Origin of the sequence: Frankia sp. EI5c (assembly GCF_001636565.1) — a bacterium.
Taxonomy (GTDB): Bacteria; Actinomycetota; Actinomycetes; order Frankiales; family Frankiaceae; genus Parafrankia.
Genome location: NZ_LRTK01000017.1, coordinates 16,789 through 38,660, shown reverse-complemented (window position 1 = coordinate 38,660; position 21,872 = coordinate 16,789). Strand labels below are relative to the sequence as shown.

Annotated in this window: 16 protein-coding genes and 5 pseudogenes; 11 read left to right on the top strand and 10 right to left on the bottom strand. The window is 70.9% G+C overall.

From position 1 onward, the window contains the following. Window positions 1-516 precede the first annotated feature (516 nt). Window positions 517-1,326 (top strand): RluA family pseudouridine synthase, encoded by an 810-nt coding sequence (locus UG55_RS10435; RefSeq protein WP_066066556.1) that lies wholly within the window; start codon window positions 517-519, stop codon window positions 1,324-1,326. On the opposite strand, the gene UG55_RS10430 is transcribed toward UG55_RS10435, so the two are convergent. The 4 genes from UG55_RS10430 to UG55_RS10410 all read right to left on the bottom strand — a co-directional run bounded on the left by UG55_RS10430 (window position 1,304) and on the right by UG55_RS10410 (window position 6,709). Beyond that, complete coding sequence (locus tag UG55_RS10430; protein ID WP_083986654.1) at window positions 1,304-2,719, bottom strand: DUF692 domain-containing protein; 1,416 nt, start codon at window positions 2,717-2,719, stop codon at window positions 1,304-1,306. The genes UG55_RS10435 and UG55_RS10430 overlap by 23 nt on opposite strands. A 1,720-nt stretch (window positions 2,720-4,439) precedes the next feature. Next, a complete protein-coding gene (locus UG55_RS10420) occupies window positions 4,440-4,772 on the bottom strand; it encodes a YnfA family protein (protein WP_396230863.1) in 333 nt (110 codons plus the stop codon). Between the two features lie 218 nt (window positions 4,773-4,990). Beyond that, a complete protein-coding gene (locus UG55_RS10415) occupies window positions 4,991-5,566 on the bottom strand; it encodes an SRPBCC family protein (protein WP_066066431.1) in 576 nt (191 codons plus the stop codon). 768 nt (window positions 5,567-6,334) lie between these two features. Next, window positions 6,335-6,709, bottom strand: coding sequence for a nuclear transport factor 2 family protein (locus tag UG55_RS10410; RefSeq protein ID WP_066066429.1), 375 nt, complete (start codon window positions 6,707-6,709; stop codon window positions 6,335-6,337). 587 nt (window positions 6,710-7,296) lie between these two features. Between UG55_RS10410 and UG55_RS10405 the strand changes: the two genes are divergently transcribed. Both UG55_RS10405 and UG55_RS10400 read left to right on the top strand, forming a co-directional pair. Further along, on the top strand, window positions 7,297-9,573 hold the full coding sequence (locus UG55_RS10405) for a glycoside hydrolase family 26 protein (protein WP_242424124.1): 2,277 nt from the start codon (window positions 7,297-7,299) through the stop codon (window positions 9,571-9,573). 357 nt (window positions 9,574-9,930) lie between these two features. Then, window positions 9,931-11,223: a sulfite oxidase gene (locus UG55_RS10400; protein ID WP_066066544.1), complete on the top strand. Its 1,293-nt coding sequence runs from the start codon at window positions 9,931-9,933 to the stop codon at window positions 11,221-11,223. Here the strand turns inward: UG55_RS10400 and UG55_RS28405 are convergent. From UG55_RS28405 to UG55_RS29940, 6 genes and pseudogenes are all read right to left on the bottom strand, one after another. Then, window positions 11,178-11,447, bottom strand: a complete 270-nt coding sequence (locus tag UG55_RS28405; RefSeq protein ID WP_128422927.1) for a TerD family protein — start codon at window positions 11,445-11,447, stop codon at window positions 11,178-11,180. The genes UG55_RS10400 and UG55_RS28405 overlap by 46 nt on opposite strands. Before the next feature lie 223 nt (window positions 11,448-11,670). Next, window positions 11,671-13,455, bottom strand: a complete 1,785-nt coding sequence (locus UG55_RS47010) for an ABC transporter ATP-binding protein (protein ID WP_396230865.1) — start codon at window positions 13,453-13,455, stop codon at window positions 11,671-11,673. Between the two features lie 349 nt (window positions 13,456-13,804). After that, on the bottom strand, window positions 13,805-15,414 hold a 1,610-nt coding region (locus tag UG55_RS47005; RefSeq protein WP_396230862.1), incomplete at its 3' end, for an ABC transporter ATP-binding protein. A 406-nt stretch (window positions 15,415-15,820) separates the two neighbouring features. Further along, window positions 15,821-16,212, bottom strand: a pseudogene (locus UG55_RS47000) (LysR substrate-binding domain-containing protein); the annotation flags it as partial. A gap of 1 nt (window position 16,213) precedes the next feature. After that, the coding region (locus UG55_RS46995; protein ID WP_396230864.1) for a LysR substrate-binding domain-containing protein at window positions 16,214-16,507 on the bottom strand (294 nt) is incomplete at its 3' end. Window positions 16,508-16,552: 45 nt separating this feature from the next. Then, on the bottom strand, window positions 16,553-16,750 hold a 198-nt coding region (locus UG55_RS29940; protein ID WP_206779357.1), incomplete at its 3' end, for a LysR family transcriptional regulator. A gap of 429 nt (window positions 16,751-17,179) precedes the next feature. Here UG55_RS29940 and UG55_RS10385 point away from each other — a divergent pair. From UG55_RS10385 to UG55_RS10365, 8 genes and pseudogenes are all read left to right on the top strand, one after another. Next, entirely contained in the window at window positions 17,180-17,956 is a 777-nt protein-coding gene (locus UG55_RS10385; RefSeq protein WP_066066426.1) for an SDR family NAD(P)-dependent oxidoreductase, read from the top strand. A gap of 27 nt (window positions 17,957-17,983) precedes the next feature. Continuing rightward, window positions 17,984-19,618: a rhodanese-like domain-containing protein gene (locus UG55_RS10380; protein ID WP_066066422.1), complete on the top strand. Its 1,635-nt coding sequence runs from the start codon at window positions 17,984-17,986 to the stop codon at window positions 19,616-19,618. A 45-nt stretch (window positions 19,619-19,663) separates the two neighbouring features. After that, window positions 19,664-19,917: pseudogene (locus UG55_RS46990) on the top strand (TauD/TfdA dioxygenase family protein); the annotation flags it as partial. A gap of 1 nt (window position 19,918) precedes the next feature. After that, window positions 19,919-20,101, top strand: a pseudogene (locus UG55_RS29930) (hypothetical protein); the annotation flags it as partial. 257 nt (window positions 20,102-20,358) lie between these two features. Further along, window positions 20,359-20,556: pseudogene (locus UG55_RS46985) on the top strand (ABC transporter permease); the annotation flags it as partial. 1 nt (window position 20,557) lies between these two features. Further along, a pseudogene (locus UG55_RS46980) lies at window positions 20,558-20,670 on the top strand (ABC transporter permease); the annotation flags it as partial. Between the two features lies 1 nt (window position 20,671). Further along, the coding region (locus UG55_RS46975; protein ID WP_396230861.1) for an ABC transporter permease at window positions 20,672-21,003 on the top strand (332 nt) is incomplete at its 5' end. Further along, window positions 20,987-21,856, top strand: coding sequence for an ABC transporter ATP-binding protein (locus UG55_RS10365; RefSeq protein WP_066066413.1), 870 nt, complete (start codon window positions 20,987-20,989; stop codon window positions 21,854-21,856). The genes UG55_RS46975 and UG55_RS10365, both read left to right, overlap by 17 nt. The last annotated feature ends 16 nt before the right edge of the window (window positions 21,857-21,872 follow it).

The following is a 21,872-nucleotide window of genomic DNA, read 5'->3' as shown; positions in this document are numbered from 1 at the left end:
GCGCCGCTCACCGTGCCGGCGACCGCGGCCGTGCCCGCAACCGCGGCTGTGCCGCCGCGAGTGCCGGCCGCGGTGACGCCACCGGAGGGGGCGACGCACGCGCGCTGCGCGATCTCCGCGGACGAGGCCATGGGCTGGGAGGGCACGGAGGCAGTCAGCCCCGCGGCGCGCGTAGCCCCCGAGGANGGTGACGGTTCGTCTGGTCGACGGGAGCCGGCAGTCATGATGGTCCCTTCTGCCGCTAGGGGCGAACTAGCTGGTACTGGGCTTACTACACGAATCGGCGCGGAATTCCGACGTCAGGTTGCGCACTATGCGCCGGGCGCCGGGTGCGGCACCGATCCGACCCGCCGCGCGGAGCCGCCGGGCGCCGCGCCCCGGAGCGTCGGGGAAACGTCGTCGGCCGCCCGTGCCCGGTCAGAACAGACCGCTCCTTCCAGGAGGTTCTCGTTCACCCGGTCACCGCGTGGCGAATACTTGAATTGTGAGCATCGACACTGGGGGATGGGCGGTCTCGTGACGGAGTGGACAAGGATCCGACAGGAGCGGACGCTCTTCGAGGACGAGGCGGTGCTCGCCCTGGACAAGCCGGTGGGCGTTTCGGTCGTGGGTGAACGCCACGACACCGACCTGGTCTCCATGGCGAAGGAGGCGGGCGAGGAGCTGTTCCCCGCGCACCGCATCGACAAGGTGACCTCCGGGGTCGTCCTGTTCGCCAAACAACTACGCGTCCACGGCGACCTGACCAGGCAGTTCAACCGGCGCACGGTGGAGAAGACCTACTTGGCGCTGACCCGCACGCGAGGACTGCCGGCGGCGGCCACCATCGACCTGCCGCTGAGTGTGGGCCGCAAGAACCGCGTGCGCATCGCGGCCAACCGCGCGGACATCGTCGCCGTCCCGGCTGCCTCCGGCGATGCGGGCGATGCCGGCGATGCCGGCGCGGCGCTTTGGACCGTGCCCGCGGCGAAGACGTTTCCGCACGTCAGGACCTATCCGTCCGTCACCCGGCTCACGCGGGTGTGGGAGGGGAAGGAACACACGCTGATCGCCGCGCACCCGGTCAGCGGCCGACGGCATCAGATCCGGGTCCACCTGGCGTGGGTCGGACATCCCATCGAGGGCGATCCGCTCTTCGAACGCGCGCCGACCACCCGCACCTTCCTGCATGCCTGGCGGCTGGACTTCGACGCGCCCGGGGAAGGCGGGGCCCGGATGCACGCCGAGGCCGCACCCGGCCCGGATTTCTGGCTCGCCCTGGAGGGCGGCGAGGCCGCGGCCGCCGCGGCCGCCCTCGCCGCGTTCACCACTCCGGCGGAGGCCTGACCGCACCCCGGAAGCCCGCCGCCAGCTGGCGGGCGAAGGCCTCGGAGTCACCGCACGCGTCACCCGCCGGTCGCGGCCGGCCGGTGGCGTAGGCGCGGAACAGCGGCCCGAACCGCTCACCCAGCAGATCGACCAGATCCGGCCGATGGTGGGCGGCCACCCACATCCGCTTGTCGATCAGCGCCCTGGCCTGGACGCCCACCCGGTGCCGGTCGAAGCCCGCCGGTGCCGGTGCCCCGGCGACCAGGGCCGCCAGGAGCCGCCGCTGGGAACCGGCGAGACGTCTCCGGTCCCGTCGGCCGAGCGTCCCCCATGTGACGGACCGGCCCGGCGCGGTGGGTGCCGCCGGGGTGGCAGACCTCGCCGGGGTGGCAGACCTCGCCGGGGTGGTAGGCCCCGCCGGGGTGGTAGGCCCCGCCGGGGTGGTAGGCCCCGCCGGGGTGGTAGGCCCCGCCGGGGTGGTAGGCCCCGCCGGGGTGGTAGGCCCCGCCGGGTCGGGCGGCTCCGCCGCGGGGAGACGCGGCGGGCTGGGGAGTGCCGGCAGCGTGACGGCTGACGCCACCGTCGCGCGCAGCATCGCGAGCTCGGCGGCAAGCTCGGGGCCCGGCGGGAAGGCACCGTCCCGCTCAAGCAGGACGCCGGGCAGCTCGACCCGCGCCGCCAGCTCGGCCAGAAGATCCACCACCGGGGAGGTCACGGGGTGGGTGTGGGTGTCGTGCCAGATTCCCTGCCGTTCCACCCCGCCGGCCATGTGGACGTAGGCGAGACGTTCCAGGGGTAGCTGCGCGAGCACCCGGGAGGGGTCGAGGCCGAGGTTGACCCGGGCGGTGTGCAGGTTGGCAAGGTCGAGCAGGAGCCGGGCGTCAGCCTGCTCGACGAGCTCGGCGACGAACTCTCCTTCGGAGAGCTCCTCCGCCGGCCAGCCCAGCAGCGGCGCGATGTTCTCCAGCGCCAGCGGGACGGGGAGATGCTCCCGCGCGAAGCGAACATTGCTGACGATCACTCGCAGGGCCTGCCGGGTCCGGGGAACCGGCAACAGGTGCCCGCTGTCCAGCTTCCCCACCCGGCAGAAGGCCACGTGCTCGCTGACCAGCGGCGCTTCCAACGCCTCGGCGACCGCGGCGAGATGGGCCAGCCGACCGCGGTCGGGTCGTCCCGAGCCGCCCAGGTTCAGGGAGACCCCGTGCGGAACCACCGTCACCCCGCGGGCGCGCAGCTGGAGCAGGGGCGGGGGAAGCCGCCGCGGGTCGAGGTTCTCGGCGATCACTTCGACGAAGCCGACCCCCGGCAGTCCCTCGATCAGGCTGTCGATCTCCGGGCGCCAGCCGACACCGAAACCCAGTGACGGTCCGCCGTCTCCGAACGGAACTGATCCGATCGCTGGGACAGTCATCCGCCACCACACCCGCCGCCACCACCACACCCGCCGCCACCACCACCGCCACACCCGCCACCGCAGCTGCTGTGGCCACCGTCGGACGCACCCGCGTCGTTGGTACTGCCTCCGCAGCCGCCGAAGTTGCCACTCCCGCCACCCCACCGACTCCGGCCGCGGCCCGCGCCACGGGCGTGCCGGCCATGCGGTGCGCCGGGCCTGGGAGCGCAACCGACGGCTACGGCGAAGGCATCGAGGTCGAAGGTTATGTGACCGATCCATTCGCGGCCCCGGTCGCCCGCGGGGGCCGCCTCGGAGTCAGCCGCGCCGGCCCGCTGCCTCCCGGCCACCAGTTCGCGGGTGGCCCTCCTGATCTCCGACCGCACGTACGGGTCGGATCTGCGGTAGACATCACGTAGAAGCGTGCCGTCCGGATCCAGCTGGGCGTAGGCACGCAGATCCCGGGTGATGAAGCAGAAAAGCAGTCTCTCGTCCGCCGCGGTGGGGTACCAGCCGGCGTCCCGCACGATGGCCAGTGCCGTCGGGCTGGTCCGCGCCNGCCGGCACAGTTGTTCCCGCGGGCGGCCCGGCGGCAGTTGCGCGAGCAGCCGGCCGCAGTCCCCTTCGAGACCCGGGGCGGGCGGATCGGTGGCGCATTTCAGCAGGACGTCGACCGTCCCTGGATCAGTCAGGTCCAGCAGCTCCAGGCGGCGCTTGAGAACGATGACCCGCAGGTCCTCCCCGACCCGCCGGGGCAGGTTCGGATTGACACTGATCACCTGACGGAGCGCGTCCTTTTCCGCAGGAATCCAACTTTTCGACCAGCAGGTCACGAGTGCCCCGAGAAGTTCCGGTTCGGCGGTCACTGAAAACAGCCCGGAGAGTTCCCCGGGCCCCCCGCGACGCGCCAGTTCGGCCGCGAGCGCCGCCGCGACGCGCCCCGGGAACTCAGCGGGCACGGGCTCACCGCCGACAAACCGGGCCACCCGGCCCGCAGCCAGCAGAGCCAGCACGCGCGCACTGCGGCCGGGGGTCGGGCCCGGTGCGAGCAGAAGCGACAGGAAGTACTCGGAATACCGATGCTGGCGCACTGCTTCCGACCAGTCCCAGGCCAGGGTCGCGAAAACCGCCGGATCGCTGTCACAGATCCTCTCCAGCGCCGCCCGGGCGAGCAGGGCCGCCCGTCCCCCCGGCCGGCTCGCCACCCGCAAAAGTTCCCGCAGGCCGGCCCGGTCAGGACCCGTTCTCAGCTGGGCGACAAGGAGCCGTGTCGCGCATTCCGCCCGGGCCCGGCCGAACCATCTCCACTCATCAGGAACTCGTGTTCCCATGGCCACACCAATCCGANAGGGTCGAGGGATCGTGTCGCCGCCGGGTCGGATCCGCGGACTTCCGCTCGCCATCCCGCGATGGCCGTGGCGCAGTGCTCGGAGGGGTCGCCAGGGTTACCCGCGCCGCCGCATCGGAGGCAGCCTGATGATTCCGCGCCGACGGGTCGCCGTACCAGGCGTAGAACCATGTCGAACACCCGACACCGTCACGGCTGCCCGGCCTGGGCGCAAATCATGGCGCGAGCTGGGGGCGAAGTTTCAGGCCGCTTTCCTTCGACCCCGCTCGCGACGGTCATCACGCTAGTTTTCGATGCTGTGCGCTCCCGGCGGGGAGGCTTTGACGGGCAGCCGGCCACGTTGCGGAAGGGTGCCGGCCCGCGGCGCACCCGGTCCGACGCGAACCGACGTCAACCGCCGCGAGGCGCGAACATGATGATCGCCATTCCGGCGAGGCAGACCGCGGCACCGGCGACGTCGAACCGGTCGGGGCGGTAACCGTCGGCCACCATTCCCCAGGCGATCGAACCGGCCACGAAGATCCCACCGTAGGCGGCGAGGATGCGGCCGAAGTCGCCGTCCGTTTGCAGGGTTGCGGCGAAGCCGTACAGGCCGAGGGCGACGACACCGGCGCCCACCCACAGCAGGCCGCGATGCTCGCGCACCCCCTGCCAGACCAGCCAGGCGCCACCGATCTCACACAGCGCGGCGACGATGAAGAGGGCGAGGGTTCGGGCGACCATCACAGACTGGCGGCTCTCTCGGACAGCGGTGGACGGCCCGGCACCGCCGCGGCACCGCCGCGGCTGCGCCGCCGCGGCGGTGCACGCGAGAACCGGGCCGGAGCGCACGGCGCGCTCGCGGTTGACGCTAGTCCGCGGGGTGGGCCTCGCATACGTTCGTCCCGCCGCCCGGCATCACAGGCGGCGGGACGAGAACGGCACTCCCAGGGCTGGATCAATCAGAAACCGCCGGCCCCCGGCTGGCCGGTGGACCCCAGGCCGCCGGATCCCGGGCTGGCGGGCTGCTGGCCGGTGGACCCCAGGCCCGCGGGACCGCCGGCGGTGGTGGAGGCGTCCGGGCGCGGCACGTCACCGCGCCAGCCGCCGGACTCCTGGCCGCCGCGGCGCTCGATGAATGCCTTGAAGCGCTTGAGATCGCCCTTCACACGGCGCTCGTCCGCGCCGATGACCGCGCCGGCCTTCTCCGCGAGACCCTCCGGCTCCCAGTCCATCTGGACCGTCACTCGGGTGGCGTCGTCAGCCAGCCGGTGGAAGGTCACCACACCCGCGTGCTTGGTGCCGCCGGTGCTCTTCCAGGCGACCCGCTCATCCGGGTGCTGCTCGGTGATGGCCGCGTCGAACTCGCGCTCGTTACCACCGACCTTGATCCGCCAGTGGGTGTGCGTGTCGTCGATCTGCTGGACGGACTCCACGCCTTCCATGAAGTTCGGGAAGGACTCGAACTGGGTCCACTGGTTGTAGGCCGCCCGTACCGGCACGTCCACGTCGATTGACTCCTGCACCACGCTCGCCATGCTTCCTCCCAAGAGCTCCGAGTCGGACGCGACCCGTCATCCCCGGAGACCGGGCGCTAACACCCTCGCTCCCCGCCGGGAAGCCCGAAACCTCGGGGAGCCTGGTCAGGCGGCGGGTGGCCAGGGGCGGGTGGCCAGGCTGGTCACCCGTCCGCCTGGCTGAACCAAGCCGAGCCTCGGGTGACACAGCTGTCTGATCAGACGGGACACCCCGGCCGTCGGGCCGGCCGCGAGGCCCGGCGGGCGGCGGCTCCGGGCCGGTACCGGGACCGCGCCGTGCCGGCTGTTCGACGTCCACGATCCCGCGTGCGGGCGCCTTGGCCGGTGAAGATCCCGCCGCGGTGCGACCGTCGGGTCGCCGGCACCCGGCAGGCCCCCGCTGCAACGGCGCTACCTGGGCTTTCAGCGCGCCGACAGGCCCCGCAACACCCGTCGCCCACCCGTGCGGCGCGGGTCCGTGAGGATTCGCCGACAGCGACTGAAGGGCTTTGTGTGTCCTTCGCTCGCAGGGGTTGCGGCCCCGGCATCGCCGTGGTCGTCAAGACGTCTCGGTGGGAGACACAAGGAGCCCTTCAGGCGCGCGATCGGCACTCCCGGGCCCGCGCCCAAGACGCTGACCACCATCGTCAGATCACCGAACGCACCNGCCCGGAACCCGCGTGCGCGTCCGCCGAGCACCCGCCCACCCTCCGCCAGAACCCGACCGCGCCCCAAAGAACCCGCACGAGTCAGCGCCCGCACGGGTCAGGATCCACAGAAATCGGTCGGCTAGGGAACCGCGGCGATGTGGGCGGCGAGGATCCGCCAGCCCGCGCTCGGGTCGTAGGTCCACGTGCGGGTGTAACGCAGCCGCGCCGAGGACGGCTGGCCGTTGAAGATCCCGGACACGGTGCCGAGGAAGAGGGTCACACCTGTGGTCCCGGCAACAAGCACCTCAAGGTCCTCCTCGACGAGCTCCGTGACGACGGAGGTGCCGGCACGGTAGGCGTCGAGGTCGTCGGACCTGGAGTAGCGGGCGCCGTCCGGACCGATCGCGACCAGCCGCTCGTCGAGCAGCCGGGAAAGCTCGGCCACATCGCCCGCGCGCTGGGCGGCCTGGAGCCGACGCTCAGCTCGCAGCAGGCCCTCCGTGGATGCGGTCACGTCGTCACCCGTCCCATGTCGCGTATCCCCATCTGGCGCTCGACTCCCCTCCCGGCCCCGGCCGCACTCGTCCGTCGCCGCGCTCGACGCACTGACCCCGGGCATCCTCCCGCGTCCGCGCGGGGGACTCCAACTTCCACCCGCGCCCGGAGGGCCGGCATGAACAGGTGAGCCGGAGATCGCGCCCAGCGCACTTCGCACGCGGACTTCACGGGCAGTTGACGGGGAGTTTGCCGGCAGTTTGTTGGCCGTATTTCCCGGGCTGTCGAGCCCAATCTCCGCCGACCTCCCACCGATGCGAGCCGCCATGATCCTACGGCGGCCACGGACCCCATAGATTGAGATTCTTGCGCGTCGACGCCCCCGAATCACCGGAAATTTGCCGAGCTCTCGGTGAAACCAGCAGGTGATTTAGCTTGAGTCGCTGTCCACAGTCGCGCCCTCCTTCTGCGGAGCGGTGCGGTCGCATTAGCTTACGGCGGGATACGAGGATGCGCAGGAACATCAACTATGTAGGGGCTAATTCATGTCGGGTGGAACGTTCGGGGAGAACCGACCGACTGCGCGCAGGTCCGACACTGCTCATAGTGGGCCTTGTTGTGCTGGTCGGGATCGTCACGGCCTTCGGGCCGGCAGCGGGGCCCGCAGGTGCGCAGACGACCACAACCACCATCGAGGACACCGCCGTCGGCACCGGCGACAACCAGGTCTCCTATTCGGGGGCCTGGTCGGTGTGCACCGGCTGCGGCCCCGCGACGGCGAACCGGAGCTTCCGTTACTCATACGCAAGTGGCGCCACGATCACCATCCGTTTCGTCGGCACCCACATCACCGTACACGGCATCAAGAACCCACTCGGCGGCTTCGCCGCCTTCGCCCTGGACGGCGGAACACCGACAACGGTCGACACATACGCCAGCGCCTCGGTCGTAGCCCAGCAGTACAGCTCCGCAGCGCTGCCGCCGGGAACACACACCCTGACCATCAGGAACGTGCACCAGCGCGGCCCCGCCTCGTCGAACTACTACGTGGGATTCGACCGCGCCGAGGTTCTCAACGAAACGGTGACACCGCCACCACCGACCACGTTCACCATCGAGGACACCGCCGTCGGCACCGGAATCAACCAGGTCTCGTACGCGGGGGGCTGGTCGGTGTGCACCGGCTGCGGGCCCGCGACACCGAACCGCAGTTTCCGGTATTCCTACGACTCTGGTTCCATCGCCACGATTCGCTTCGCCGGTTCCCAGATCTCCGTCTACGGCATCCAGAACCCGCTCGGCGGGTTTGCGGCGTTCAGTATCGACGGTGGCACACCAACCGTGACGGACTTCTTCCTCGACGCCTCGGCGGTGGTCCTGAACTACAGTTCCCCACAGCTGTCAGAGGGTGTTCACACGCTGAGCATCGCGAACGTGCGGCAGCGGAGCGGCGCGTCGTCCAACTACTACGTGGGATTCGACCGCGCGGTGGTCGGCGGCCCCACAGTGCCGCCGCCGCCGCCGGCGACGCCACCGGTCACGGTCGAGGACACCGCCGTCGGCACCGGGGCGAACCAGGTCTCCTACGCCGGAAACTGGACCCAGTGCGTCGGCTGTGTGCACGTCTCCCCCAACAACAGCGTCCGGACGTCCACGAACGCCGGCGCGGCGGCCACCATCCGCTTCGCCGGAATCCAGGCGAACATCTACGGGGTCAAGGGCCCTGACGGCGGTCTCGCCACGGTCAGTGTGGACGGAGGACCGACCCAGTCCATCGACACGTACGGGCCGAGTCCGTCGATCACACTGCTGTACAGCTCCGAGCGTCTCGCCCAGGGAAACCACTTCATCACGCTCACCAATCTGGGGCAGCGCAACTCGTCTTCCTCCGGGTTCGCGGTGGGTCTCGACCGGGTCGAGGTTCCCGCCGGCCTGACGTCGCCTCCGGACCTGCCGCCGTGGACGGGACCCCGCTCCGGCAAGCCGTGGATCTCAGGTACCTACCCGGATCCGGTGATGAACCCGGCGAATATCGACGCCTTCTGCGCCTGGCGGGGAGCTCCCTGTGACTTCGCCCTGTTGTACACCACCCGCAACAACTGGGTGAATGTCACCCAGCCCACGAGCCTTCTGCAGACCTTCGCCCCGTGGCCTGGCCGGCTGATAATCGCGACCCCACCGTTCCCGGAGAACATCGGCGCCAGCCTTTCGACCTGCGCCACCGGCGCATACAACAGCTACTGGCGGAACTTCGGCAATATTCTGAACACATTCGGCCGCCAGGACTCCATCATCCGACTCGGCTGGGAGGCGAACGGAAACTGGTACCAGTGGTCCGCCACCAACCCGACAGCCTTCATCAACTGCTTCCGCCAGGTGGTGGACTCCATCAGGGCCACCGCGGAACCTGACCCCATCATCTCCTGGAGCCTCAACGCGCACTACTCGCAGAACCCGCCGAGCCACAATGCGATCGACATGTACCCGGGCGACCCCTGGGTCGACGTCGTCGGTCTTGACGCCTACGACGCCTGGCCGGCGTCCCGGACGAAGGCGGAATTCGACGCTCAGGCCACCGCGGTAGGCGGTATTAGCTACTGGTACAACTTCGCCAGAGCGCACAACAAGCTCTTCGGCATCGGCGAGTGGGGCGTGGTGAGCGGCAACGGGACGAACGGCGGTGGCGACAACCCCAACTTCATCCAGTGGATGCACGACTGGTTCGCGGAGCACGCCGGGAAGGGATTCGCATACGAGTTCTACTTCGGCAACTGTGATCCGGGGAACGTCGGCTCCAATCTGTACCGGCCACTGGGGCCCGGCTGTGTCTTCCGAAACCCCAACGCGGCCGCCCGCTACCAGCAACTTTGGCGGCGGACGTAATTCGGCCCAGGTGAGGAGAAGCCACTACCACCACCAGTTTCACCCGGGCGCTGCTCCAGATCGCCCGGTCACCGTCCCGGCTCTGGACAGGAGGACGGCCCCAGGCCACGTATACGCGACCCCCGTACCCCGCTCACCCGGGTGCGTACACGCCTTCCAGAGCCCGGCGCCCGCTGGCCGGTAGATGGTGTCGGACCCCCGGGGCCCTGGTGCCAGATGGCACCAGGGCCCCTCGGTGTGGATCCCCGCCGCACCCGCCACCAGCCGGCGCTTCACCTGCTTCTCGATCGTCTTTCTAGACAAATATTCCGTTCCGCCTGACGGGTCCGATGGTGCGGGCTAGCCTGACTCAGCGTGATCGAGCCCATCGGCGATGAGACCGCCTATGACCAGGAGCGTTTACGACAGTTCGTGCGGGGGGAGGCCCACGCCCACGGTCTTTCCCGCCGTTCCCTGCTGCGGTTGCTGGCCCTGGCGACCGGGCCGGTGACCGCGGTCGCAACATCCGCGGTGCCGGCCATGGCCGGCACGCCCGGCATCCCCACGATTGTCAAGCCGCTGCCGCCGGAGGTGTTCACGGTCCGCGGCACGAACGCGGAGACGAATTTCCAGGCGTTGGCCGGGCTGGGGCGGAACGAACCGGCCAGTCATTTCTTCGTGCGTAATCACACCGCGACTCCGAACCTGGACCCGGCCGTCTGGCGGCTGCGGGTGTTCGGCGACGGGCTGCGCGGCGCACCGTCGGTCGCCGAGGCCGCCACATTCGATTACCACGCCCTGCGTCGCATGCCGGCCCGGACCGTGGACGCCGTCGTCGAATGCGCCGGAAACGGGCGCGGCTTCTACGCGACCCAGCAGGGTCAGGCAGTCACCGGGACGGCCTGGCGGTTGGGTGCCGTCGGCCAGGCCCGGTGGCGGGGCGTCCCGCTGTCGACAGTCCTGCGCCGGGCCGGGATCACACCCGCCGCCGTCGACGTGATGCCCCAGGGCCTCGATGACGAGTACGTGGCCGACGGGGTGAACCTCGGCCGGGTACGGCGGCCACTGCCGGTGGCCAAGGCGCTTGACGACGTGCTGTTGGCATACGAGATGAACGGCGCTCCACTGCCACCTGACCACGGCTATCCGGTCCGGCTGATCGTGCCGTCCTGGGTCGGCATCGCGTCGATCAAATGGGTCGGAGACATCGAAGTCTCCACGCGACCGCTGTTGTCCCCCTGGAACACCCAGTTCTACCGGCTGTTCGGCGACGACTGGCCGGGCGGCGCGAGCCCGCCGCTGACCACCCAGGTGACCAAGAGCGCGTTCGAGCTGGCGTGGAACGCCACCCTCCGCGGCGGCACCACGGGCGGCACCACCCGCCGGGTCCACCTCACCGGCCGGTCGTGGTCGGGGCGAGGACGGGTCACGAAGGTCGAGGTCAGCACCGACGCCGCCGTGAGCTGGCGGCCGGCCCGCCTGCTCGACCGGCCAGCCAGGGACCAGTGGGTCCGTTGGGAGTACGACTGGCACCGCCCCACCCTCGGGCCCGCGGTCCTGGCCGCGCGGGCCACCGACGAGACCGGCGCGACCCAACCGACCAGCGTCGCGTTGAACGCCCAGGGCTACCTGTTCGGCGCAGTCGTCCTGCATCCGGTGACCGTGACCTGACCCAGCCAGCTGACAGGCGCGATCAGGAGGAGACCTCGATGCCGTAGTCGCGGGCCAGCCCGGCGAGACCAGCGCTCCCAGCCCTGGCCGACGGCGCGCAGGCGCCATCCGCCCTCGCGTCGGTAGCTCTCGGCGGCGACGGCGGCTGCTTCGGTACGCAGGCCCGTCAGCGGGAAAACCGCGACGGTCTCGTCCGCGGTCACCGCGATACGCAGCCCGGTCACCGCGGCCAGTATCGGTGCGCCGCTGCCACCCAGGCTCGCCGCGTCGCCTCGCAGTTGTCAGCGTGCGCGCACCGAGGACGGAGTGGACGCGGGCGCTGTCACGGCGATCGTCTGCCAGTCGTCAGGTGCGCAGCCTGCTCGCGACGGATCACATGCCCGCCTGACCCGAGCGCGCCGGCCCGGTGGGCGAGGCGCGGCTCACCAGCACCCCGCGCTGTGAGACTCATTGCGTTCCTCGGACACTCTGCAGGAACAGAGGGGGCGCGGTAAGCGGCGCGACGTCGGCGGCCGCTGCCCACAGCTCGGCGTAGCGGCGGCCGAGGGCGATCAGCTCGTCGTGCGAGCCGTCCTCGACGATGGTGCCGTTGTCGACGACGAGGATGCGGTGCGCGGCTCTGGCCGTGTGCAGGCGATGGGCGATGAGCAGGGTCGTGCGACCGCTGGACACCAGGCCCATCGCCCGCTGGACCCGCGCCTCGGTGGCGAGGTCGAGGTTGGCCGTGGCCTCGTCGAGCAGGAGGATCGCCGGGTCGACGAGCAGCGCCCGCGCGAGGCTGAGCAGCTGGCGCTGCCCCGCGGACAGCGAACGTCCCTGCTCGGAGACCGGGGTCAGGTAGCCCCGCGGCAACCCGGCGACGAACTCGTGGGCGCCCACCGCCCGCGCCGCGCGTTCGACCTGGAGGTCGCTGGCGTCCGGGCGACCGTAGGCGATGGTGGACCGGATCGTGCCGGAGAACATGAACGGTTCCTGCGGGACGTAGCCCAGCTGGTGCCGGTAGGCGGCCAGGTCGAGCTCGGTCAGTGGGATGCCGTCGATGCGAACAGTGCCCCGCGAGGCATCGTGGAAGCGGGCCACCAGCTTGACCAGCGTGGACTTGCCGGCGCCCGTGGTGCCGACCAGCGCCACGACCTGGCCGGGCGGTATGGACAGGCTCACGTCGTTCAGCGCCACCAGGTCGGTCCCCTCGTAGGCGAAGGTGACGTGCTCCAGGCTGATCTCGCCACGCAGCCGGCAGGGCGGCAGCACCGGGTGAGCGGCCTGCGGGGTGGCGGTGCTGGTCCGGAGCAGCTCGCCCAGCTGGCGCGCGGCCGCGTTCGCCTGCAGCCACTGGTCGAAGACGGTGGACAGCTGCTGGATGGGTGTGAAGAACTGGTCGAGGTAGAGCAGGAACGCGATCAGCAGGCCGGGGCTCAGGGACCCGTCAGCCACCTGGTTCGCCCCGACCACCAGCGCGACGGTCTTCGCGGCGGTGCTGAGCAGCTGCAGGAACGGGAAGTAGCGGGCCTGGTACTCCGCCGCGAGACATCGGGCCTGGCAGTAGGACTCCGCGAGCGCCGCGAACCGGGCCTCGTTGGCCGGCTGTTGGCCGTATGCCTGGCTGACCACGACGCCGGCCAGGCTTTCCTGCAGCTCGGCATAGAGCACCGAGATCCGCTCGCGCGCCACCTGGTAGGTGCGGCCCGACGCCCGCTGGAACCAGTAGGTCGAGGCGGCCAGCGGCACCAGCGCCACGGCGACGGCCAGGGCCAGCGACGGGCTGAAGACGGCCAGCGCCACGGCGATACCCGCCATGCCCACCAAGCTGATCATGGCGGTCAGCAGGCCCTGCTGCAGCAGCAGGGCGAACGCCTCGATGTCGGAGGTCATCCGGGTCATGATCGCGCCGGCCGGGCTGCGCTCGTAGAAGCTCAGCGACAGCCTCTGCAAGTGCGCGAAGGTGCGCACCCGCAGGCCGAAGAGCATCCGCTCGGCGGTGTGCTGCGAGCGGTAGGTCATCGCCCGTGCGTTGAACCAGACGATCACCTGCACCACCAGCAGCGCGGCGCAGACGACGGCGAGCACCCGCACGGAACCACGGGAGACGCCGTGGTCGACGCCGAAGCGGATCAGTGCGGGGATCCCAGCACCTGCGGCGGCGTCCACCGCCACCAGCGCCGCGACCAGCGCCAGCGGCGCCCGGAACCGGCCGAACTCGGCGCTCAACGAGAACCCGTCCACAGGCTGCATCGCCTCGGCCAGGTCGACGTCGGGTTCACCGCCGAGCGCCGGCAGGGCCGCCACGGCGGCGAGCAGTTCGGCCGAGTCAGTCGTGAGCCCTGCCAGCCGTGCGGTGTCGCCCGCGGGTCCGACGCCCGGACCGCCACCGGCCGCGGCGATGACTTCACTCCCATAGCTGCTTGTCTTCGGCGCGCCGGCCCGGTCGGCGTCCACGGGCCACGCGGCCAGGTCGATCGCGTCCACCGGCCGGGCTGAGGTGGTCGGCCCGGCACCGGGGTCCGGGCCGGTGAGCAGCTCGCGGAACAGTGCTGACCGGGCGAGTAGCTCCTCGGTGGTGCCCTCGTCGACGATGCGTCCNGCGTCCAGGACGACGACGCGGTCGGCGAGGCGCAGCGTCGAGAACCGCTTGGCGATCAGCACGGTGGAGCGGGTGCCGAGAACCTCTGTCAGGGAGGCGTGGATCGCGTGCTCGGTGCGGGCGTCGATGGCCGAGGTGGCGTCGTCGAGAACCAGCATCCGCGGGCCGGCGAGCACGGCCCGGGCCAGGGCGAGGCGCTGGCGCTGGCCGCCCGACAGGGTGTAGCCGCGTTCGCCGACCACGGTCTGGTAGCCGTCCGGCAGTCCGGCGATGAAGCCGTGCGCGTGTGCGGCGACCGCGGCGTGCTCGATCTTGTCGTCGGTGGCGTCGGGGCACCCGAAGGCGATGTTGTCGCGGATGGTGCCGGAGAACAGGAACCCCTCCTCCGGCACGATCCCGATCGAGGCGCGCAGCGAGGCGAGGGTGTAGTCGCGAACGTCGCGGCCGTCGACCCGCACCGTGCCACGGTCCGGGTCGTGGAAGCGGACCAGCAGCTGGGCCAGCGTCGACTTGCCCGATCCGGAGGCGCCGACGATCGCGATCCGTTCGCCCGGTGCCACCCGCAGGCTGACGTCGCGCAGGACCGGTTTCCCGTCGGCATGGGCGACGTCGACGTGGTCAAGTTCGAGCAGGCCGACCGGGTCGCGCAGCGGCACGGCGTCCGGTGCCTCCACGACGGCCGACTCCGTGGCGAGCAGCTCCACGAGCCGCGCTGCGCCGGCCCGCGCCTGCTGGCTGGTCGCCAGCATGCCGGACAGGAAGCGCACCGGCGTCACCAGTTGCAGGACGTAGCTGGAGAAGGCGAGGAAGACACCGAGCGAGGCATGGCCGCGCAGCACCAGGAAACCGCCGAGGGCGAGCACCGCGAGCTGGGTCAGGCCGGGGATCGTCTCCAGCGTCGCACTGAAGAAGGCGGTGATCCGCGCGGTGCGCAGCCGGGATTGGAACAGCGCCCGGGCGGCGCGACCCAGCTCCGCCTGCTCCTGCGCGTCCTGCCCGAACGCCTTGACGACCCGAACCCCGGTGACCGCCTCCTCGACGACCCCCGCGACCGCGCCCTTGTAGTGCTGGTCGGCCCAGCTGGCGGGGAAGGAGCGGCGGCGGAAACGGACCGCGACGGCGAAGAACACCGGAACGGAGACCGCCATCACCAGCGCGAGCAGCGGCGCGAGGATCACCATCACCACTACGGCGACGACCAGCAGCGTCAGGCTGCCGAACGTGATGCCCAGCTGCTGTAGGAACATCTGGATGAGCGTGAGGTCGGACGTCGCGCGCGACATCACGTCGCCGGAACGGAACCGGTCGCGGCCGGTCGCGTCGAGGTACTGCAGGTGGTGGTGGACGCGGATCTGCAGGTCGCGTTGGCTGCGCACAGCCGCCCTGAAGCCGACGCGGCGGCGCAGGTAGTTACCGAGGTAGCTCGCCACGCCGGCGACCATCAGGAGCGTGGTCCACACGGCGAGCGAGCGGTCGTGACGCAGGATCGCGTCATCCAGAATGATCTGCTGGATCAGCGGCAGCAGACCCAGCGTCGCCTGGCCGGCGACCGCGAGCGCGATGGCCCACCGGATCGAGCGGAGATTTCGCCCCAGCAAAGGGGCGAGCATACGCAGAGCACCCTTGCGCGCCATGATCACGCCGACCTTTCCGAAGGGGCCGCCTGATTTCCGGCGTGCGCGGTCGAGGGGACGGGCGGCACCACGCGTGAGGCCCGGCATCCGCCCGTCGGACGGCGCGACTCAGCCCCGCCGCCGCCGTTCCCTGCCGACGGACATGGGCGGCTCGCCCGACTCGTCAGAGGTTAACGCAGGGCGGAGGAATGTTTATTAAGTTTCCCTACAGCAATGATTGAGCAACAATTTATTGATTGTCGATGTGCTCGACCCGGATCGTGAGNGGCGGCCACCCGCAGCTGTCCTACCGTCCCGCGGAGGACCCGTGGAGGATTCCCGGAATGCCGAGGTTCGCGCACGCACCGCACCGCACCGCACCAACACCGCTGGCATCATGCGGTCACGAAGCGGCGCTCAGCTGCGGCTCACCCAGCGCCTGGGCGCCGATCACGCGCAGCGTGCGCAGGATGTGCGCGATGTTCGGGTCACCGCGACGCCTGGTCCGCACGACCGCGCTGACCGTGCGATGCCCGACCGGGATGCCCTCGACGATGAGGTGCTCCAGGTGCGGTGGCACCGACAGCCGGGGCACGATCGCCGGGACGACGCCGGTGGCGGCGAGGTCGCAGACGATCTGGGCGGTCACCAGCCGGTGCATGATCCGCGGGGTGAAGCCGGCGCGCTCGGCGGCGCGCAGCAGAGCGATGTCCAGGCACGAGTCGACCAGGCCTGTCACCCACGCGAGGTCCGCGAGGGCGGCGAGCCCTCGGCTGCGCACCCGCGGGTGCAGCCNGGTCGGTACCAGCAGCACGAACGGCTCGACCAGCAGGGCCTCCTGGGTCAGCCCGCCGAGCATGTCCTCAGCCTCGAAGTCGCAGCGGTAGGTGATCGCGACGTCCACCTCGTTCTGGCGCAGCAGGCGCAGCGCGTCGCCCGGGTCGGCCTGCTGCAGCCGGATCTGCAGATGCGGCTTGTCCGTGCTCAGGCGATGTACGAGCGGCGCGGCGAAGGCGGGGATGCCCAGGTTGTAGGACGCGACGGCGACCTGGCCGGAGATCTGGTCACGCTCGGCCGCCAGCGCGCTCATCGCGTCGTCCATGGCGCCCAGCACGACGCGCGCGTGCTCGACGANGACGCGGCCGCTGCGGGTGAGGCCCAGGGTCCGCCCGTCCCGGCGGAACAGGATGGCGCCAGTCTCCTGCTCAAGCACCCGCAACTGTTGGGATACGGCGGAACTGGTGATGTTGCGCCGCTCGGCGACGGCGGTGACCGTGCCGAAGTCGGCGAGATCGCGGAGCAACATCATGCGGCGCAGGTCGAGAATGCTCATTATCACCTCGGAGGTGAGCGAGTTGACCGCCACGACGCCGGGCAGGGCCGGCCGGCATCGACGGTGGACGTCTGGAAAAGGCGCGACGGGCCCGACCACCAGCGGGGCGGGCCACCATTCGGTTACCGGACGAAGCGGATCAACAACAACAGGCGGCGGCGCAGGCACGCATGAGATCCACATGCAGACGTGCGACGAGGTCCATCCTGCTGCTCACCCGCCGATGATGACACAGACCCTCACGGAAAGACCACCTTATCGATCGATCTGGTCGACTTGCGGCGGGGCCGGGCGGCACGTGGCCACGGTTAAGCCCAATTCCATCTTTTTCAGTAGAGAAACTTGCTTGTTCGGAGTGTCGTCGGCCCCGCAGGCTGAGCCGATCCCGGCAGCCGAACGCTGCCACCGTGCACTCGATCGGGGAAACCTGTGGGTCTCGAACTGGCCGGCAAGCGCGCGATCGTCACCGGCGGCGGCACCGGCATCGGCCGTGCCATCGCCGAGGAGCTGGCTCGCGAGGGCGCGCGGGTCGCGATAGCGGGGCGTCGCGAGGACGTGCTGGACCAAGCGGCCGCCGCGATCCGGAAGTCGACCGGCGCGGACGTCCTCGCCGTGCGGGCCGACACCGGCGACGACGACTCGGTGCGAGCCCTGGTCGACACCGTGCGGACGGCTTTCGGCAGCGTCGACATCCTCGTGAACAACGCCGCCGAGCAGCCCGCCCAGCACGGCCCGAGCCTGCACGACGCCGACGACGCGTGGTTCCAGCGGCAGCTCAACACCAAGGTCATCGGCTACCTGCGGACGATCCGGGCAGTCGCCCCGCTGCTGGTCGAGAACGGCTGGGGCCGCATCATCAACGTCAGCGGCACCGGTTCCCGGTCCACGGTCTCGGTCATCGGCTCGGTGCGCAACGCCTCGGTCACCGCGCTGACCAAGAACGTCGCCGACGAACTCGGCCCGCATGGCATCAACGTCACGGTCGTCCACCCCGGGCCCACCCGCACCGAGCGCTACACCGAACTGGTCGAAGCGAGGGCGCCCGGCTCCGCGGCGGGGCCGGGGACGAACACCGTCATCGGGCGGGTGATCGAACCGCACGAGGTCGCCTGGGTCGTCGCCTTCCTCGCCTCCCCGCGCAGCGTCGCCATCACCGGGGACGGCGTCTTCGCCGGCGGCGGCGTGCCCGGGTCCATCTACTACTGAGCCCCGACACCAGCCCGGGAGAAACCCATGACCGCCTTCGCCACCTTCACCATCGACGCCGCCGGACTGCGTGCGCTGCTCGGCGGCGGCGCGGAGTACGCGCTCGTCGACGTCCGCGAACCGGGCGTCACCGCCGAGCAGGGCTCGATCCTGCTGGCCGTCTCGATCCCGCTCAGCGTCCTGGAGCGCCGGGTGGGAGCGCTCGTCCCCCGCCGGGACACGCCGGTCATCACCTACGACGGGGGCGACGGCGACAGCGGGCTCGCCGAGCGCGGCGCGGCCCGGCTGCGCGAGCTCGGCTACACCGACGTCCGCGTGCTCGAGGGCGGGCTCGCCGCGTGGGCCGAGGCCGGGTACAAGGTCCACAGCGGCGGAGACCACGTCATCGGGCAGGCCTTCGGCGAGTGGATCGAGGAGATCTACAAGACGCCGCACATCAGTGTGCCCGAGTTCCTCGAGCGCCGGGCCGCCGGCGAGGACATCGTGCTGCTGGACAGCCGGCCCATCGGCGAGTTCACGAACCACAGCCTGCCCGGCGGGACGTCGATCCCCGGCGCCGAGCTCGTCTACCGGGCCGCCGAGGTGGTGCCCTCGCCCGAGACCCTGGTCGTGGTCAACTGCGCCGGGCGCACGCGCAGCATCCTCGGCGCCCAGGTCCTGATCAACGCCGGCCTGCCGAACCGGGTCGTGTCGCTGGAGGGCGGCACCCAGTCGTGGGTGCTGGAGGGCCACGAGCTCGACCACGGCCAGCGGTCCGAGGCACCGCTACCGAGGGGAGCGGCGCTGGACGCGGCGCGGGCGGCCGGAGACCGCTTCCGCGAGCGTTTCGGGATCCAGTACATCGACGCGGCGACGCTGGCGCGCTTCGCCGCGGACGACACCCGCTCGCTCTACGTCCTCGACGTACGCACGCCCGAGGAGTTCGCGGCCGGCCACCGACCCGGCTCGCGCTCGGCGCCGAGCTGGGACGTCGCGCCGTGGGTGTTCCGGTATGTCGGGACGCACGGTTCCCGCGTGGTCCTCGTCGACAACGACGGCGTGCGGGCCACCGTCGCCGCCTCCTGGATCGTCCAGCTCGGCTGGGCCGAGGTCTTCGTCCTCGACGGCGCGCTCGACGGCGTCGAGCTGGAGACCGGGCCGGTAGTGAGCCCGGACCTCGGCCTGCCGACCGACGGCCCGCGCGCCGTCACCCCCGGCGAACTGGCCAGCGCGCCGGCAGGGGACACACTCGTGCTCGACGTCGCCCCCAGCCCCGACTACCGGGCCGGTCACCTGCCCGGTGCGTACTTCGCCATCCGCGCCCAGCTCACGGAGTCGCCCTCCGCCCTGCCTGCCACCGGGCCGACCGGCACCGGGCCGATCGTGGTGACCTCCCCCGACGGTGTGCTCGCCCGGTACGCCGCCGCCGACCTCACGGCCGTCACCGACCGGGAGGTGCTGGTGCTCGACGGCGGTACCGCCGCCTGGCGTGCCGCGGGCCTGCCCGTGGAGACCGATCAGGTCACCTGGCTGCACGAGCCGAACGACGTCGTCAGCTCCGGCTGGCGCGAGACCGATCCCGAGGCCCGCAAGGCGGGATTCCGCCGCTACCTGGCCTGGGAACTCGGCCTTGTCGCCGAACTCGACCAGGACGACACCGTCCCGTTCACGACGTTCGTCTGACCGCGTCAGGTCCGCCTGACCGCATCAGCCAGTAAGGACCGGCTCATGAGCACACTCGCCTCAGGCCCACGATTTCGGCGGCTGAACGCCCACTTCGGCGCCGAGGTCACCGGCGTCGACCTGGCGGCGGACCTCGACCCGGCGACCATCGCCGAGCTGCGGGCCGCCTGGCTGGAACACCAGGTGCTCCTCTTCCCCGGCCAGCACCTGGACCCGGCCGAGAGCGCGGCGATCCTGAAGATCCTCTACGACCGCACCGCCCGGTTGGAGAACGTCATCCAGTACCACTGGCGGGAGGGNGACGGGGCACTCTGGGACAACCGCGCGGTCTGGCACCGCCGCGTCGCGGACAACGACCCGAGCGAGATCCGCGTCATCCACCGCGTCCAGCTGCGCGGAACCCGTCCCGTGGGCGCCGGTGACAGCAACAGCGTCGGGGCTGGCGTCGGGGTCGGGGTCGGGGTCGGGGTCGGGGTCGCGTGATGGCGACCATCGAACTCGTCACCGACGCCGCGCCGGCGCCGGACCGCAACGGCGCCGCGAAGGCCACCCTCGACCGGGCGCTGGTCGATCTCAGCCCGGATGGCCACGGCCGCGTGGTGGAGATCCGGCGGCGGATCCGTTTCTGGAGCGGCTGGACGCTGCGCATCGGCGTCCCCGTCTTCCTGGTCGTCTTCTGGCAGCTGGCACTGAACTGGAAGNGGACCTCCGAGGACACGCTGCCCTCGCCGAAGACGATCGTGGAAGCCTACAAGTATCTGTGGGACAACGGATCACTGCAGGACGCCATCCCGGTGTCGCTACGCCGTGCCGGCACGGGCCTGCTGATCGGCGGTTTCACCGGCCTGCTCCTCGGCATCTTCGCCGGCCTGTGGAAGATCGGTGAGGAGATCTTCGACGCCACCCTGCAGATGCTGCGGACGGTGCCCTTCATCGCCNTGGTTCCGCTGTTCGTCACCTGGTTCGGCATCGACGAGCCGTCCAAGCTCGCACTCATCACCGCGGCCGCGCTTTTCCCGCTCTACCTGAACACGTTCCAGGCGGTGAAGAACNCCGACCAGAAACTCATCGAGGCCGGGCGGACCTTCGGGCTCAGCGGTTTCCAGATCGCCCGCCGCATCATCTTCCCGACGGCGCTGCCCGGGATCCTGACCGGTCTTCGTTTCGCCTGTTCGTTCTCGCTGCTGTCGCTGGTGCTGGCCGAGCAGGTCAACTCCACCGCCGGGATCGGCTTCCTGATCATCAACGCCCAGAACAACCAGCGCCCGGACATCGTCATCGCCGGTATCTGGATCTACGCGGTGCTGGGCATCCTCATCGACCTGTTCATGCGCGGCGTGGAACGCCTCGCCCTGCCCTGGAGGGCCCGTGTCGGCTTCAGCTGAGATCCTGGGCGACGCGACCGTCGCTGGGGCGACGCCCGCCGCGGCGCCGGCGGACGGTGCGGGCTACGTGGTCGACGTGCTGGGCGTACGGCGGGTCTTCAACGGCCGGGCGGTGCTCGACGGCGTCGACCTCCAGCTGCGCAAGGGTGACTTCGTCGCGCTACTCGGCCCGTCCGGGACGGGCAAGACGACCCTGCTGCGCATCCTCGGTGGTCTCGACACTGCCGACGGGGGACGTGTGGTCGTTCCCCGGGCGCGATCGACCGTCTTCCAGGAACCGCGCCTGATCCCCGCCCAGAAGGTGTGGCGCAATGTCGTGCTCAGCGCTCCCCGGCCGCGGGCCGCGCGCCGCCGAGCGACGGACGCCCTGGCCGAGGTCGGCATCCCGGGGCACGGAGACGCCTGGCCGCGAACGCTGTCCGGCGGTGAGGCCCAGCGGGTGGCACTCGCCCGTGCCCTGGTCACCGAGCCGGACCTGCTGCTGCTCGACGAGCCGTTCGCGGCCCTCGACGCCCTGACCCGGATCCGGATGCATGACCTGTTGGCGGCGCTGTGCGCGCGGCATGAGCCGGCTGTCGTCCTGGTCACCCACGACGTCGACGAGGCGATCCTGCTCGCGGACCGCGTCCTGGTGCTCTCCAACGGTTCGATCGCCCTGGACCAGGCCGTCGCCATCGACAAGCCCCGCAATCGCGACGATCCCCGGTTCCTGGCGTTGCGGGCGACGCTGCTCGAGCAGCTCGGCATCGCCCGCACCGTCGGTGCCGGCGACCCGGGCGCCGTCATCCCCGCCGACGGCGACTCCGCAGGCGTCCGTTCCGCCGACCAGACATCCGCCACGGATCCTCAGTGACCAACCCACGAGAAGG

Excerpts from the sequence above, each read along its gene's own strand:
- UG55_RS10430 (WP_083986654.1), bottom strand. The coding sequence starts at position 2,719 with ATGACTGTCCCAGCGATCGGATCAGTTCCGTTCGGAGACGGCGGACCG.
- UG55_RS10420 (WP_396230863.1), bottom strand. The coding sequence starts at position 4,772 with ATGGTCGCCCGAACCCTCGCCCTCTTCATCGTCGCCGCGCTGTGTGAG.
- UG55_RS10415 (WP_066066431.1), bottom strand. The coding sequence starts at position 5,566 with ATGGCGAGCGTGGTGCAGGAGTCAATCGACGTGGACGTGCCGGTACGG.
- UG55_RS47010 (WP_396230865.1), bottom strand. The coding sequence starts at position 13,455 with ATGCAGCCTGTGGACGGGTTCTCGTTGAGCGCCGAGTTCGGCCGGTTC.
- UG55_RS10380 (WP_066066422.1), top strand. The coding sequence starts at position 17,984 with ATGACCGCCTTCGCCACCTTCACCATCGACGCCGCCGGACTGCGTGCG.